Consider the following 15,706-nt stretch of genomic DNA (forward strand, 5'->3'; position numbering starts at 1 on the left):
TCCCGAGATATCACATGACCGCCGACAAGAGCGGACTTTCCTGAAACCGGAGACAAAGCAATGCAAGCATCATCACCGCAAGGCGGGGCGCCCACGAAGGGTAGCCTCGCGACCATCGGACTGTGTCTGGCCATCGCCCTGCTCGAGGGCCTGGACCTGCAATCGGCCGGCGTGGCGGCACCGCGCATCGCCAAGGAGTTTGCGCTGTCGGTGGCGCAGATGGGATGGGCATTCAGCGCCGGGGCCATCGGCCTGTTACCCGGTGCGGCGCTCGGTGGGCGTCTTGCCGACCGCTGGGGACGCAAACGCGTACTGATGTTGTCTGTCGCGCTGTTCGGCATCTTCTCGCTCGTCACGGCGCACGTCTGGAATTTCGAATCACTGCTTGCGGCGCGCTTTCTGACCGGTCTCGGCATGGGGGCGGCCATGCCGAACCTGATTGCGCTGTGTGCCGAGGCCGCGCCGGACGGCCAGCGAAACACCGCCGTGGGCGCCATGTATTGCGGCATGCCGTTCGGTGCGGCTTTGGCGGCCGTCATCGGCATCGTCAGTCCGGGCGACGAGGGATGGCGCCACGTGTTCTACGTCGGTGGCTTCGGTCCGTTGCTGATGGTGCCGTTGCTGGGACTTTGTCTGCGTGAGTCCGCGCAGTTCGTCGCTTCGCGCGCCAGACGTGGTTCCGGCACAGCCGCGGCGAACGCCCGGCCGGACGCGACACCGAGCATCACGCATGCGCTTTGGCAGGAAGGGCGCGCTCGTACGACGATCGCACTGTGGGTGAGTTACCTCGGCACACTCATCGTCCTGTACTTCCTGATGAACTGGTTGCCGTCGATGGTCGTGGCCAACGGACTGTCTCGCGCGCAGGCTGGCATGGCCATCATGATGTTCAACATCGGGGGCGGCATCGGCGCGATCGGCATTGCCAGAGTGATGGACCGCTGTTCGCCGCGCCTGACCGTGATCGGCATGTATCTCGGCATTGCGTTGTCGCTGGCCGGACTGTCGGCGGCCAACGGCGCCCTGACCATGGCCTGCGGCGCGTTCTTCTGTGGATTGTTCCTGGTTGGGGGGCAATCGGTGCTGTATTCGATGGCCGGTCAGGCATATGCGACGGAGGTGCGCGGCACGGGCGTGGGGGCGGCCGTGGCGGTTGGGCGTCTCGGTTCGATTCTGGGACCGCTGATCGCCGGCCAGTTGTTCGCGCTGGGACAGAGTGCGTCGATGCTGGTGTCATCGAGCATTCCGCTGATCGTGATTGCGGCGATTGCCGCGCTGAGTGTGGTGAGCACGTTCGCGCCGCGCGTTGTCGCCGGGACGGCGCAGCCAGGGCGATGACCCGGCAGCACCGAGCATCGTCGAATGCCCGGAAGTTTTTTGAGTGGGCGGCGCGCTTCGATGCGAAACGCGCCGCCGTCAACGATTGAATATTCGTAGAGGGAGTCATCATGACGACAACGCAACCGGTTGGCGCGGCGCTCACGGAAGCGTCCACGAGCCGCTTCGTGACGATCCGCGACGCGAACACGGAGTTTCGCATTCATTACAACGACGCCGGCCATGGCGCCGAGACGGTCGTGATGCTGCACGGCTCCGGGCCGGGCGCGACGGGCTGGGCTAACTTCAGCCGCAACGTCGAGCCGCTGGTCGAGGCCGGCTACCGCGTGCTGCTGGTGGATTGCCCCGGATGGGGAAAAAGCGATCCGGTGGTGAACACCGGATCGCGGTCCGAACTGAACGCACGCGTGCTCAAGGCGGTGCTCGACGCGCTCGACATCGAGCGCGTGCACATCATCGGCAATTCGATGGGCGGACACAGCACGGTGGCATTCGCGCTGGCAAATCCCTCGCGAATCGGCAAACTGATCCTGATGGGCGGCGGCACCGGTGGTCCGAGCCAGTTCGTGGCCATGCCGACGGAAGGCATCAAGCTGCTCAACGGTCTGTACAAGGCGCCGACGCTCGAGAACCTGAAGCGCATGATGAACGTGTTCGTCTTCGACGCGAGCTCGATCACCGATGCGCTGATGCAAGCCCGGCTCGACAACATGCTCGCGAATCGCGAACACCTCGAGAACTTCGTGAAGAGCCTGGCCGCGAATCCGAAGCAGTTCACCGACTACGGTGCACGACTGGGCGAGGTCGCGGCGCCGACGCTGATCGTCTGGGGACGGGAAGACCGGTTCGTACCGATGGACGTCGGCCTGCGCCTGCTCGCCGGCTTGCCGAACGCCCAACTGCACGTGTTCAATCGCTGCGGACACTGGGTGCAGTGGGAACACGCGGACGCATTCAATCGCATGGTCATCGACTTCCTGGCGCACTGATGGAAAGGCGCCCGGCGACGTCCATGAGACGTGGACAGTCGGGCACTCGCGTTGCCCCGGTACCTGCACGCCACACGTGAACGACGTTACATGGACGCGTAGTTGGGACCGCCCCCACCTTCCGGCGCGACCCACACGATGTTCTGGGTAGGATCCTTGATGTCGCACGTCTTGCAATGCACACAGTTCTGCGCGTTGATGATGAGCGTGTCGGCGCCTTCAGGGGTCTTCCCGAACTCATAGACACCTGCCGGGCAGAACCGGGTCTCGAGTCCCGCGAACCTCGCGAGGTTCACGTCCACCGGCACGCGCTTGTCCCTTAGGGTCAGGTGTGCCGGCTGATTTTCTTCGTGATGGGTATTGGAGATGAACACCGACGACAAGCGGTCGAACGTGAGTTTGCCGTCGGGCTTGGGATAGTCGATGGGCTTGCACTCGCTCGCGGCACGCGTCGATGCGTGATCCGCCCGGTGGTGTCGCAATGTCCAGGGCACATTCCCGCGAAACACCTTCTGCTCCAGCCCCACCATCGCGGTACCGAGGTACAGCCCCTTGGTCATCCACTGCTTGAAGTTGCGCGAACGGTTGAGTTCGTCCCACAGCCAGGACTTGCGAAACGCCTCCGGATAGCGCGTGAGCTCGTCACCCGCGCGCCCTTCGCCCAGTGCCTCGAAGATGGCTTCGGCCGCGAGCATGCCCGACTTGATGGCCGCGTGGCTGCCCTTGATGCGCGAGACATTCAACATGCCGGCTTCACAGCCGATCAGTGCGCCGCCGGGGAACGTCAGCTTCGGCAGCGACACGAGACCGCCGGCGGAAATCGCGCGCGCGCCATAGGCAATCCGTTTGCCGCCCGCCAGAAACTGCCGAATGGCGGGATGTGTCTTAAGGCGCTGAAATTCCTCGAACGGAGACAAGTAAGGATTGGCATAGCCCAGTCCGACGACGAACCCCACCGCGACCTGATGACTGTCGAGATGATAGAGGAACGACCCGCCGTAGGTCTGCGGCGTGAGAGGCCATCCGGCCGTATGCATCACAAGTCCCGGCTGGTGCTTCGCCGGATCGATCTCCCAGACTTCCTTGAGGCCAAGGCCATAGACGGGTGTGTCAGCCCCGTCGCGAAGGTTGTATCGCGCAATCACTTGCGCACCAAGGTGACCTCGGGCGCCCTCCGCGAACAGTGTGTACTTCGCAGGCAACGCCATGCCGAGCTGAAATTTTTCCGTGAGCTCGCCATCCCGACCGATGCCGACGTTTCCGGTCGCCACGCCTTTCACCGCGCCGTCCTCGTCGAATAGCACTTCGGCCGCCGCGAAGCCCGCGAAGATGTCCACGCCGAGCGCCTCGGCCTGTTGCCCAAGCCAGCGCGTGACGTTGGCGAGGCTCACGACAAAGTTACCGTGATTGCGAAAGTTATCGGGCAGCATCCAGTTGGGCACCTGCCGCGCGCCGGTCTCGCTCAGAAACAGAAAGCGATCCTCGGTCACTGCGACGTTCAACGGCGCCCCACGCAGCTGCCAGTCGGGGCTAAGTTCCGAAAGCGCTCGCGGGTCCATCACCGCGCCCGACAGAATGTGCGCGCCGATCTCCGACCCCTTTTCGAGGACGCAGACGCTGATCTCCCGCCCAGCCTCGCTCGCCAATTGCTTGAGGCGGATGGCCGCCGAAAGGCCTGCGGGTCCACCGCCGACGATCACGACGTCATATGCCATCTCATCACGCGGACCGAATCGTTCCAGAAGTGTTGCCGAATCCATATGCCTTACGTTCCTGACTAGCCTGCGGTTTCCATCGCGGTGATGTGCCTCTCAACGCACGCCACCGATTACCGGCGCCAGCTTAGGACGGCGCCGTCTGCGCGCCGCCCTACACAACGAACTCGAACGTTGAAAATAACGTCGTCTGATACAAAGCAACGCCCCGCAAGCCCGGCCGGTCGCCGTCTCGTCAGGGAAGCCGCCCATCGGCGTGCCGATCGAGCCCAACGGTCATTTCCCGAGCCACGGGAAGATCCGCTCCCGTAGGCTACGATGCCGCGTAAAGGCGCAGCATTGCCCGTCAAAATATCCAGCCACCACGTCGCTGCGCATGCCGCTCATGCCCACGGGCTGAGAATCCAGAGCTTCGAGCGGCGCGGCAACCGGCGTAGGTTAGCCGGCGGTTCTACTAAAAATCGCCCGCTCTTATACTGACGAGGCACCTTTCCGGCTGTACGAAACTTCGACAACTCCCTCGTAAACCTCGCATTCGGAAAGGCAGACCCGTGAATACATACGATGTCGTTGTCATCGGCGCTGGCGTAGTCGGCAGCTCGGTCGCGTTTCATCTCGCAAAGTTCGGCGCAAAGAATGTGCTCGTGCTTGATCGAGGCACCATTGGCGCCGGCACGACGTCGCAGTCCTCCGGCATCCTTCGTACGCATTACTCGGTGAAGGAGAATGTGGAACTCGCCCGCCATTCGTGGCAAGTCTTCAACAACTTCGCGGACTATCTCGGTGACGACGAAGCCTCATGTGGCATGGTCAAGTGCGGCTACATGATCGTCTCGCCCGAGGGTGACAAGCTCGAATCGCTGCAAGTCTCGCTCGACCAGCAGCGCGAACAGGGCATTCCGCTCGAAATCCTGTCGCAAGCTCAGGCGCGCGAGCTGCTGCCCATCGCACAATTCGACGACGCGGCCCTGATCGGCTACGAGCCGGAAGCCGGATTCGCCGACGCGTACCTCGTCGCAACCGGCTTCGCCCGTGCAGCACGCCGCGGCGGCGTGACGATTCGTGAGAACGCCGAGGTCAACCGTGTACTGATCGAGGGGGGCAAGGTCGTGGGCGTCTCGACGTCGATCGGTGACTTCAAGACATCGATGGTCATCAGCACACAGAATATCTGGACGCCGGAACTCGCGGGCTGGATCGGTCGCGATCTGCCGGTGACCCCGGAGCGCCACGCCGTGCTCGCGCTAGAGTGCGACGCGGCCAAGTACACATTCTCGATGCCAGTCTTCAAGGACCTGGCCTCGCCGGGCATGCTGTATTGCCGCAGCTACGGCGGCAATCAGATGCTCGTCAGCGAAGGCGTGGTGGGTGAGAGCCTCGGCGCAGCCCTGGTCGAGCAGGGCGACATCCCGATGGACTATGTGGTCGAAGTGGGCGCTCAGGTGGCGGCGCGCTTTCCGGCGTACGAAACGTCCGGCATTGCATCGTCGTGGACCGGCGTGTATGACGTCACGCCCGATTGGAACCCGGTGCTCGGCAAGCTCCCCGGCATCGAGGGTCTGGTCGTGGGCTACGGCTTCTCGGGCCACGGCTTCAAGCTCTCACCGACAGTTGGCCGCCTGCTCGCGCAGGAAGCGCTCGGCCTGCCGACGGACGTATCGCTCGCGCCCTATTCGATCGAGCGCTTCCGCACCGGCAAGCTGCTGACCGGGAAATACGGTCTTGGCGCGGTGTCCTGATCGGATCAAGCCGGCCATGACCTGGTGTCATTGCATTGCGCTCGATGCGGTGAGCGCGCAACCCTGGAAGAACGGCACTGGCGTGACCCGTACGTTGGCGGTGCGCGCCACCGCCCGCGGTCAGTGGCGCGTGAGCCTCGCCGAGATCGCCTGCCACGGACCCTACTCTTGCTTCGACGGGGTGGATCGCCATTCCCTGATCGTCGGCGGTCGTGGCATCGTGCTGCGTCACGGTGACGAGATCGTCGAGCTCGCGCCCGGCGTGCCGGCGCAGTACGACGGCAAACCGGCGTGGAACGCTTCACTCGTCGACGGCCCCTGTGAGGCGTTGAATGTCATGGTCGATCGACTCGCCTGGCGTGCCCATATCGAAGTCCTGGCGCCCGCCACTACCGCGACGTTCGCGCTACCCAGCGGCAGCACGTTGCTCCTGTTCTCCGGCGATGCCGAATGCGAGATACGCCACGCGGATGAGCGCTGTGTCACGCCGGCCCGCACGTTGGCCAGACACGACGTGGTTGGCGACATTTCCGCTGTCGAATGTACCTCGTGGCCACGCATCGTCGAAGACGCCATGCCAAGTGCCGTGGTGGTAATCGACCCCGTCGTCTGAGCTGAGAGGACATCGGCAATCCCAACGATGCAAGGCCGAGCCCGGCGTCCATTTCGTCTCAGGCGTGCTCTCCATGCACTCAATCCCCTAAACCGAGGAATCTCCAATGAAAGTGATCACGGCAGTCAAGCGCGTGGTTGACTACAACGTCAAGGTGCGCGTGAAGTCCGACCAGAGTGGGGTGGACATCGATAACGTGAAGATGTCGATGAACCCCTTCGACGAAATCGCCGTGGAAGCGGCCACCCGTCTGAAAGAGGCCAACGTCGCGACCGAAGTGCTGGCGGTGACTTGCGGCACGCAGCAAAGCCAGGAGACCCTGCGCACGGCCCTCGCCATCGGCGCGGATCGCGCCGTGCTGGTCGAGACCCAGGCGGAATTGCAGCCGTTGGCGGTTGCCAAGCTGCTCAAGGCGGTCGTCGAGAAAGAGCAACCACGACTCGTGATCCTGGGCAAGCAGGCCATCGATGACGATGCCGGCCAGACGGGCCAGTTGCTCGCCGCACTGCTCGACTGGCCGCAAGCCACATTTGCCAGCGATATCCGGATCGAGGGCGACTGGGCTACGGTCACGCGAGAAGTCGACGGCGGCCTCGAAGTGGTTTCGCTAAAGCTGCCAGCCATCGTGACGACGGATCTGCGCTTGAACGAGCCTCGCTACGTGACCCTGCCAAACATCATGAAGGCCAAGAAGAAGCCCCTCGACGTGCTGGCGGCCGAGGCGCTGGGCATCGACCCCTCGCCAAGGCTGAAGACACTGCGCGTCGAAGAACCGGCCGCTCGCAAGGCGGGGGTGAAGGTGCCCGACGTGGCAACGTTGGTCGAGAAACTGAAGAACGAAGCGAAGGTGATCTGAATGACGACGCTGGTAATTGCTGAACACGACAACGCGCAACTGAAGGGCGCGACCCTGCATACCGTGAGCGCCGCTCGACGGATTGGCGGCCCGGTGCACGTGCTGGTCGCGGGTTCCGCTGCGCAGGCGGTGGCCGAGGCGGCGGCCCGCATCGAGGGGATCGAAAAGGTACTGTTTGCCGACGCGCCACAACTCGGCGACGGGCTGGCCGAAAATGCGGCGGCACAGGTGATCGCACTCGCGAAAGACTACTCGCACATCCTCTTCGCCGCCACGGCGGCCGGGAAGAACGTGGCCCCCCGGGTGGCCGCGAAACTTGACGCGTCCCAGATCTCCGAGATCGTATCGGTCGAAGCGCCGGACACCTTCAAGCGTCCGATTTACGCGGGCAATGCGATCGCCACGGTGCAATCGTCCGACGTCGTGATCGTGGCAACGGTCCGCACGACGGCCTTCGATGCGGCGCGCATGGAAGGCGGCGCGGCGGCCATCGAAACGGTGCCCGCAGTGGCGGATGCCGGCACGTCACGATTCGTGAAGCGCGAAGTGGTCAAGAGCGATCGACCGGAACTGACGGCGGCCCGCGTCGTCGTCGCTGGCGGGCGCGGTCTGGGCAGCGCGGAGAACTTCGCACTGCTCGATCCGCTCGCCGAAAAGCTTGGTGCGGCGATTGGCGCGTCGCGTGCGGCGGTGGATTCGGGCTTTGCACCGAACGACTGCCAGGTGGGCCAGACGGGCAAGATCGTTGCGCCGGAACTGTACATCGCGGTAGGCATTTCCGGGGCGATCCAGCATTTGGCCGGGATGAAGGACTCGAAGGTCATCGTGGCCGTGAACAAGGACGCCGATGCGCCGATCTTCAGCATTGCCGACTACGGTCTGGTCGGCGACCTGTTCGAAGTCGTACCGGCACTGACGCATTCGGTGTGAAAGGCAGCGATCGCCCTCGGCCTCCCCGCGACGCGATCGCTGCGCAGATGAAGACGCCGAGGTGGAAACCTCGGCGTCTTTTCATCGGTGATCAGCGCGTCTTCCTGTCACAACCTCCTCACGGTATCCAGTGCGGCTCGTACCATTCTCTCGACCACGGGCTGAACGCGGTCGGCCAGATCGGGACGATAGTCGAACGGCGAGAACTCGTTCATATACGTCGACTGGCACATCTCCAGCTGAATCGCATGCACGCCCTGCTCCGGGCGGCCAAAGTGACGCGTGATGAAGCCCCCCTTGAAGCGTCCGTTGGCCACCCATGAGTACGGCTGGTCGCCCAGTGTGCCGATAATGGCATCGAGCACCTTCGCGTCACAACTCGCGCCCGAATTGGTCCCCAGGTTCAAGTCCGGCAACTTGCCCTCGAACAGGCGCGGCAATACGCCCGCGATGGAATGCGCCTCCCAAAGCAGCACCGCTCCGAACGTCGACTTCAGCCGCTCGATCTCCGCGTTGAGCTTCGCGTGATACGGTCGCCAATATGTCTCGAGTCGTCTCGCCCGCTCGGGCGCATCCGGCCCGGTCCCGTTGCGGTAGAGCGGATCGCCACGGAATGTCTCGGTCGGGTATAGCCCCGTCGTGGTTTGTCCGGGATAGAGGCTCTCGCCTGTCGAGGGCCGGTTGAGGTCGACCACGTAGCGGGAATACCTGGCCGCCAGGACTGACGCCCCCAGATCGTTCGCAAAATCGTACAGACGATCGAGGTGCCAGTCGGTGTCGGACACCGACAGCGCGTGCGGCTGCAGTTGCGCCGCGATCGCGTCGGGTATTTCAGTCCCCAGATGGGGAATGGAAATCAGCAGGGGCGTGGTGCCCTGCCGGAATTGGAATGCCGGTTCAGCCATGGAGTCAGCCATCTGGTCAGCCATCATGTCAACATTGTCGCCCGCTTCAACTGCATCGCGTGCATTTGCCGCAGCCTGGTCGAGGTGCGCTCAGTCGAGCGACGAAATAGGGATGCAGGGGTGGACGGGCGTGGCGCGGCACACCATCGACCGTCTCGGCCAGCACGTCGGCGGCACGCGGCGCGGTGGGTCATGGGGTTCGCTTCAGGACGGCAGCACCCGGCCAGGGTTCATCATGTCGTCCAGATCGAACAATCGCTTGATCTGACGCATGATCTCGACTTCGACGTCGTCCTTGTACTTGCTCATCTCCTCCACGTGCAACGCCCCGATGCCATGCTCCGCGCTGAACGTGCCGTCAAGTTCCGCCGCAATGTCGTATAGCACGTGGCTCAGTTCATGCTGGAAACTGGGTTTGTCCACCACCGTGGCCCAGAACTCATGCGAGAACATCGCGATGTAGTGCAGGTTACCGTCGCCCATATGCCCGACGACCACAGGCGTTGCGTCGGGATAACGGGCTTCCAGCGCGGTGGCCGCGCGTGTGAGAAAGGTCGGGATCAGGTAAGTCGGCACCGCAATGTCGTGCGTGAGCCCCATGCCTTCCCGGCCATTGGCCTCCGTCACGTTATGACGGATACGCCAAAGGTCGTGGCGGTGCTGCTCGCTGGCCGCCACCACCACGTCCACGATTGCGCCACGCTCGAATTCGGCCTCCAGCACTTCGGTGAGCCGATCATTGATGGCGGTGCCCGCTTCCGGCGAGGCCAATTCGACCAGCACCATCCACGCGGGCGTGGCCTGCTCGAAAGGGTTTCGCAGATGATGGCCGTGACGGATCGAGATCTCGAACTCCGAGCGAGAGATCAATTCCAACCCCACCAGTTCCCCCGGGAACATGCCCTGCAGGCGAATGCCCTGCTCCACCGCGGCCTGCGCCGTGTCGAAGCCGAGCAGCGCGGTGGCGACCGACTTCGGCTTCGGGAAGAGCTTGAGCGTGGCCGCGGTGATAACGCCCAGCGTGCCCTCGGAACCGATGAAGAGATGTTTGAGGTCGTAGCCACTATTGTTCTTGCGCAGCGTGCGAAGGCCGTTCCACACCCGGCCGTCGGGCAACACCACCTCCAGTCCGAGCACCAGGTCGCGCGTATTTCCGAAACGCACCACGTTCGTGCCGCCCGCATTGGTCGCAAGATTGCCGCCGATCTGGCATGAGCCCTCGGCGCCGAGCGATAGCGGGAACAGGCGATCGACATCCGATGCCGCCTGTTGGAGGTCGGCGAGCACGCAACCGGCTTCGACCGTCATCGAGTTGTTGCCGGCATTCACCTCGACGATTCGGTTCATCTTTGCCAGCGACAGAATGATGTTCCGGCCGTCCATCGCCGGCACCGAACCGCCGCAGACGCTGGTGTTGCCGCCCTGCGGAAACACGCGGATGCCGTTGGCACGGCAATAGGTCAACACCTGCGACACCTGCTGTGCATGCTGCGGATACGCGATGCACATGGCCGTTCCGGTGTGGCGCTTGCGCCAGTCGATCAAATGCGGGGCCATGTCCGACGGCGACGCGATCACATGGGTTTCGCCCAGCAAGGCCCTCAGGGCGGAGACAGCTTTTTGGCTCATGATCCGGATGTGGTTATTGGATGACAACGCTGTCGCGTGCCGACCAGTGCAATTGCAGCGCGGACCCCACGGGCGAGCGTTCGGCCGCGCGCTCGGAGATACCCTTGGCGAGCACGGTCCGCCCGGACGGGAGCGTCACGTCGAAGCGGGTCATGCCGCCAACGAACGAAATCTGTGCGACCTTGCCCGCACAATGATTGTCGGCGCCGGCTGCGCCGGCGGTGTCGTCCTGCGACGACACGACTATCTTTTCCGGACGCACCATCACCTTCACCTTGTCGCCGCGCCGACAGCCCAGCGTGCTGCGCACGCGCAGCGTCAGGTTGTCGTCGACGCGAACCGAGTTTTCGTCATCCACGACGGCATCGAACAAGTTCGACTCGCCGACGAAGTCGGCAACGAACTCGCTCTTCGGCTCGAAGTACAGCTCGTCGGGCGTGCCTAACTGAGCGATACGGCCGCCATTCATCAGGCAGACGCGATCCGACAAGTTCAGCGCTTCTTCCTGATCGTGCGTCACATATACGAGTGTCGTGCCGAGGTCACGGTGCAGCCGCTTGATTTCGCCCTGCAACTGGTCGCGCAGCTTCTTGTCTAGGGCACCGAGCGGCTCGTCCATCAGGATTACCGACGGCGAGTAGACGATGCAGCGCGCGATGCCCACGCGCTGTTGTTGCCCCCCCGACATCTCGCGCGGCTTGCGTTTCTCGTAACCCACCAGGCCCACGCGCTCCAGCGCATTGCCCACCTTCTCGCGAATCTGTGCCGCACTGGCGCCGCGAATGCGCAAGGGGAAGGCGATATTGTCGTATACGTTGAGGTGCGGCAGCAGTGCGTAGTTCTGGAACACCATGCCCAACTGGCGATCGCGCGGGGGGATGGTGGTCACGTCGCGTCCGTCGAGCAGGATGCGTCCCGTGGTCGGAGCGATCGCGCCCGCGATGATATTCAGAATGGTGCTCTTGCCTGAACCGCTGGGCCCAAGCAGGCTAAGAAACTCGCCCTTGCGCACCGCCAATTGAGTGCTGTGCAGAGCCGTCGACTCGCCGTACACCTTGCTCACGCCGTCGAAGACGATCATGTCTTCCGCGTTCACGCTAGCTCGATCCATGCTGCTGATTCCTTGATTCGCAAAACCCGGCGCGACGATGCCGCCGCTCATGGCATTGGTCATGATCTGCCGTCCTTAATGAGTAGATTCCGGTGTCGACGGCTGCAGAAGCACCGAGATGCAGCAGAAGACGATCGAGAGCACCGTCAGCAGTGCCGACACCGCGGCGATCACTGGCGAGATGTCCCACTGGATGCTGCTGTACATGCGCACCGGCAGCGTCGTGGTGGTCGGGCTCGTGAGGAACCAGGCAATGACCACTTCATCGAACGACACCAGGAACGCGAACAGGGCGCCGGCGAATATCGACGGACGCAACTGTGGCAAAACGACCTTGAAAAACACCATGCGGCGGCTCGCGCCCATGATGGTGGTGGCAAACTCCAGGGCCGGGTCGAGCTTTCTCACGCCGGCCATCACCGTCATCATCATGAAGGGGGTGACATACGCCACGTGGCTCGCCACCAGACCGGCCGTGGTGCCGACCAGTTGCAGACGCGACAGATAAAGGTACAGGCCGAGCGAGATGACGATGACCGGCACGAGAATCGGGCTCATCAACAGCAGCGTGACGAACTGCTTTCCGGGGAAGTCGAAGCGCACCAGGCCATACGACGCCGGCACGCCGATCAGCAGCGACACCACCATGGTGATCACCGCGACCTTCAGACTTTGCAGAATCGGATCGATCCATGTCGCCGAGGTGAAAAGGTGCTGGTACAGCTCGATCGTCCAGACTCGCGGCGGGAAACTCATCTCTCCCGAGCCGCCGAAAGAAATCGGAATCACGATCAACGACGGCGCCAGGATGAAGGCGTAGACCGCGAAAGCGATCACGTTGCGCAAAGTCCGGTACGAACGTTCCTGGCGGTCGACCACCGAAAGCGTCATCGTTGCGCTCATGCCGGCACCTCCGTACGATTGCCCATTTTCTTGAGTTGGCCCGCACCCACGGCGGCAAGCGTGACGATCCCCAACAGGATCACCCCAATGGCAGACGCCATATTCCAGTCCATCGTCTCTCTCGTATAGAAGTCGACGAGGTTCGACATCATCACGTCCTTGCGCCCGCCGAGCAACGCCGGGATCACGAAGAAGCCCATCGACATGATCGTGGTACTCAGCACCGCCGCGGCCAGTCCCGGCAGCGAAAGCGGCAAGGTGATCTGGAAGAAGATGCGCGGCGGCCTGGCGCCCATGATCTCCGAGGCACGATACAGCGTCTTGTCGATCGCCAGCAGGCTCGCCAGCACGGGGAATACGATGAACGGTATCAGGTAGTTGGTCATGCCGACCATCACGCCGAAGCGATTGAACAGCATCGGCAACTGCACCTGCATGCCGAGCAAGGTGCTCAGCAACTGGTTGACGAGGCCTTCACGGCCAAGCAACACCGTGAACGCATAGCTCTTCACGAGAATGCTGGTCCAGAACGGCACCAGCACCAACACCATGTAGATCGCGCGCTTCTTCGGCGTCTGCTTCGCCAGATGCAGAGCAATCGGGTACCCGAGCAACAGGCTAGAGAGCGAGGCGAAGATGCTGATCTCGAACGTCGACCACAACGTTCGCATGAAAAGATTACTGGTGAACAGCCGTTGGTAGGCCGCGAGCGACAGGCCGCCATCGGGCGACGTGATACTCGTGTAGACCACATAGGCAAGCGGTACCAGCATGACCAGAAACAAAAACAATGTTGCCGGTCCGACGTACAGCCAGCCGTCGTTGCGCGCTTTCATCATGGACATCCTGTTTTGAGAAATAGCTCTCGCAGCGCCGGCCGCGCATGCCGCGGCACGGCGGGCGCTGCGTCCCGCGCCTGCGCATCAGCTCAGCACCCATTCCTTGAAGCGCAGCGTGAGCTCGTCGTAGTGATCGGCCCACCATGCGTCGTTGCTGATGACATTGTTCTTGTTGGCCGGATCCGACATCCATTTGCGCGCTTCCGGCTTGATCATGCCTAATGCCTTCTTGCTCGCCGGCGTGTTGCCATGCAGGTTCATGAGCGCCGCCTGACGGTCCGGACGCAACGCGAACTGCACGTATTTCATGGCGTTCTGTTTGTTCGGCGCCCCCTTGAGCACCACAAGGTATTCCAGACCGATCAGGTTCTGCTTGAACGAGAAGCCCAGCGGCTTGCCCGATTCCTGCGACGCCTTTACCCGCGTGGCGTAGGTATAGCTGTAATCGAGCTGCCCCGTCTCCACCAGTGTGGTCGTCTGCGGCGTCTGGTCGATCCACTTTCCGATGTGCGGCTTGATGCGATCCAGCGCCCGGAACGCGCGCTCCACGTCGAGCGGGTACATCTTCTCGGGCGGTACGCCGTCGGCCAGCAGTGCGATTTCGAGTGTCTCGCTCGCACGGTTGCGCAGCGCGCGCGGACCCGGAAACTTCTTAACGTCGAAGAACTCGGCGAAGGTCGTGGGATGCTGGCCGTCCGGATGCTTCTTTTCGTCCCAGCAGATTCCGCCAGTGAAGCCGTAGAACGGCACGGCTTCCTTCGTCATCGGTGCGATCAGATCGTTCCTGTCGAACATCGCCGGATCCAGCGCCTCCCAGTAGCCGTTTTTGGCGCCGGTCATGGCCATGGGCCCGACCGCGTCGAAAACGTCCCACTCGACATTGCGCGTCATCACCTGGGCCTTGACCTTCGCCAGGTCAGGTGTGTCGATGAGCGTGACCTTGACACCGAACTCCTTCTCGAAGGGTTTTGCGAGCGCCTCCTCGACCGCCGTGCGATAGTTGCCGCCCCAACTCACGACAACGAGGTTGCTCGCGGCCATGGCCTTGCGCGACGTGATCACCATTGGCGCCCCGACGGCAGCGGCGGCCAAGGCCGTTCCGGTGGTTTGCAGAAACTTGCGACGGCCAGAATTGGTCTTGGATTCGATAGACATCTTCACCACCTCTACAGAGATCGTTGGGGAGGGACTGCTTGATTGGTTGGGTTCGGCCGGATCGGCTGCGGGTCAGTCGGCGTAGTTCGCTTCGCGGGCGAGCAGCGGCGGAATGACCGTGGCAATTCGCTCGCGCAATGGCGCGCTGGCGGGCAGCATCGGCGCCAGCACCCGGCCGTCGACACCCCAGCCGAGGAAATCCATCGCCGCCTTGAGCGGCGCGGGATTCGGTTCTGCGAAGATCGTGTCGATGAGCGGACGCAGCGTGGCATGCAGCTCGACCGCCTCGGCCAGTTGCCCGTTCATCGCCAGCTTGAGCACGCGGGCCCACTGCTTCGGCACGATATTGGAACTGGAGATCACCGCGCCCACTGCCCCCATCGCCACATGCAACGGCATCACGTCTTCCTCGCCGGTGAGGATGGCCATCTTCGACTTGGCCAGTTCTGCGGCGCGCATCTGTTGCGCGAGATCCGGATTGCAGGCCTTGATGCCCACCACGCGCGTCATGTCGGCAAGACGATCGACGGTCTCGTAATGCAACGACACGCCCGTGCGATACGGAATCTCGTACAGGATGATGTCGGCATCGACCTCGTCAGAGAAACGCTTGAAGTAGTCCACGATGCCGTCCTGCGTGGGACGGAAGTAATACGGGGTGACCACCATCAACGCACGGGCACCGGCTTTGACGAAGGCGCGCGCATTGTCGATCGCATCGCCAATGCCGGGAGACAGAATGCCCGGGATCACGTGCAGGCGATCAGCGCCGGCTTCGAGCGACGCTTCCACCACGCTCAGGCGCTCGGCAGCGGACAACGACGTGTATTCGCCCGTGCCGCCGAGGGGCACCACGCCATCGGTGCCCGCATCGGCCAGTCGCTTGATGTGCGAAGCGATCGGCGCGACGTCGACACGGTAGTCGCTGGTGAGCGGCGTGGGGATCGCGGTCAGGATGCCCCTGTACTTGTGTTGCGTGGTCAT

At 63.1% G+C, this 15,706-nt stretch carries 14 protein-coding genes; 6 read left to right on the forward strand and 8 right to left on the reverse strand.

Features of this window, described 5'->3' with window-relative positions; translation table 11 throughout:
- The first annotated feature begins 60 nt into the window (after nucleotides 1–60).
- On the forward strand, nucleotides 61–1,338 hold the full coding sequence (gene mhpT, locus PMO31116_RS03670; RefSeq protein ID WP_150565551.1) for a 3-(3-hydroxy-phenyl)propionate transporter MhpT: 1,278 nt from the start codon (nucleotides 61–63) through the stop codon (nucleotides 1,336–1,338).
- Between the two features lie 110 nt (nucleotides 1,339–1,448).
- Nucleotides 1,449–2,327, forward strand: coding sequence for an alpha/beta fold hydrolase (locus PMO31116_RS03675; RefSeq protein WP_150565552.1), 879 nt, complete (start codon nucleotides 1,449–1,451; stop codon nucleotides 2,325–2,327).
- A gap of 86 nt (nucleotides 2,328–2,413) precedes the next feature.
- Here the strand turns inward: PMO31116_RS03675 and PMO31116_RS03680 are convergent, their stop codons facing one another.
- The gene (locus PMO31116_RS03680; protein WP_150565553.1) at nucleotides 2,414–4,087 is read right to left on the reverse strand and encodes an electron transfer flavoprotein-ubiquinone oxidoreductase; all 1,674 of its coding nucleotides are present in this window, start codon (nucleotides 4,085–4,087) and stop codon (nucleotides 2,414–2,416) included.
- Nucleotides 4,088–4,593: 506 nt separating this feature from the next.
- Between PMO31116_RS03680 and PMO31116_RS03685 the strand changes: the two genes are divergently transcribed.
- From PMO31116_RS03685 to PMO31116_RS03700, 4 genes are all read left to right on the forward strand, one after another.
- Nucleotides 4,594–5,781: an NAD(P)/FAD-dependent oxidoreductase gene (locus tag PMO31116_RS03685; protein ID WP_150565554.1), complete on the forward strand. Its 1,188-nt coding sequence runs from the start codon at nucleotides 4,594–4,596 to the stop codon at nucleotides 5,779–5,781.
- A gap of 16 nt (nucleotides 5,782–5,797) precedes the next feature.
- Nucleotides 5,798–6,394: a HutD/Ves family protein gene (locus PMO31116_RS03690; protein ID WP_150565555.1), complete on the forward strand. Its 597-nt coding sequence runs from the start codon at nucleotides 5,798–5,800 to the stop codon at nucleotides 6,392–6,394.
- Between the two features lie 106 nt (nucleotides 6,395–6,500).
- Nucleotides 6,501–7,250 carry an electron transfer flavoprotein subunit beta/FixA family protein gene (locus PMO31116_RS03695; protein WP_150565556.1) on the forward strand — a complete coding sequence of 250 codons (750 nt, stop codon included), beginning with the start codon at nucleotides 6,501–6,503 and terminating at the stop codon, nucleotides 7,248–7,250.
- Nucleotides 7,251–8,180 carry an electron transfer flavoprotein subunit alpha/FixB family protein gene (locus PMO31116_RS03700; protein WP_150565557.1) on the forward strand — a complete coding sequence of 310 codons (930 nt, stop codon included), beginning with the start codon at nucleotides 7,251–7,253 and terminating at the stop codon, nucleotides 8,178–8,180.
- A gap of 107 nt (nucleotides 8,181–8,287) precedes the next feature.
- Here PMO31116_RS03700 and hutG read toward each other — a convergent pair whose 3' ends face one another.
- The 7 genes from hutG to dapA form a co-directional block, all read right to left on the reverse strand.
- Nucleotides 8,288–9,085, reverse strand: a complete 798-nt coding sequence (gene hutG, locus PMO31116_RS03705) for an N-formylglutamate deformylase (protein WP_150565558.1) — start codon at nucleotides 9,083–9,085, stop codon at nucleotides 8,288–8,290.
- A 204-nt stretch (nucleotides 9,086–9,289) separates the two neighbouring features.
- On the reverse strand, nucleotides 9,290–10,714 hold the full coding sequence (locus PMO31116_RS03710; protein ID WP_150565559.1) for an FAD-binding oxidoreductase: 1,425 nt from the start codon (nucleotides 10,712–10,714) through the stop codon (nucleotides 9,290–9,292).
- Between the two features lie 13 nt (nucleotides 10,715–10,727).
- Complete coding sequence (locus PMO31116_RS03715; protein WP_150565560.1) at nucleotides 10,728–11,825, reverse strand: ABC transporter ATP-binding protein; 1,098 nt, start codon at nucleotides 11,823–11,825, stop codon at nucleotides 10,728–10,730.
- 75 nt (nucleotides 11,826–11,900) lie between these two features.
- Nucleotides 11,901–12,728 (reverse strand): ABC transporter permease, encoded by an 828-nt coding sequence (locus PMO31116_RS03720; RefSeq protein WP_150565561.1) that lies wholly within the window; start codon nucleotides 12,726–12,728, stop codon nucleotides 11,901–11,903.
- Nucleotides 12,725–13,573, reverse strand: coding sequence for an ABC transporter permease (locus PMO31116_RS03725; RefSeq protein ID WP_246185138.1), 849 nt, complete (start codon nucleotides 13,571–13,573; stop codon nucleotides 12,725–12,727). Before PMO31116_RS03725 ends, PMO31116_RS03720 begins: the two co-directional genes overlap by 4 nt.
- Before the next feature lie 78 nt (nucleotides 13,574–13,651).
- Nucleotides 13,652–14,722 carry an ABC transporter substrate-binding protein gene (locus PMO31116_RS03730; RefSeq protein ID WP_150565562.1) on the reverse strand — a complete coding sequence of 357 codons (1,071 nt, stop codon included), beginning with the start codon at nucleotides 14,720–14,722 and terminating at the stop codon, nucleotides 13,652–13,654.
- A gap of 72 nt (nucleotides 14,723–14,794) precedes the next feature.
- Nucleotides 14,795–15,706 (reverse strand): 4-hydroxy-tetrahydrodipicolinate synthase, encoded by a 912-nt coding sequence (gene dapA, locus PMO31116_RS03735; RefSeq protein ID WP_150565563.1) that lies wholly within the window; start codon nucleotides 15,704–15,706, stop codon nucleotides 14,795–14,797.

The organism is Pandoraea morbifera (genome assembly GCF_902459575.1).
In the GTDB taxonomy this organism is placed as follows: Bacteria; Pseudomonadota; Gammaproteobacteria; order Burkholderiales; family Burkholderiaceae; genus Pandoraea; species Pandoraea morbifera.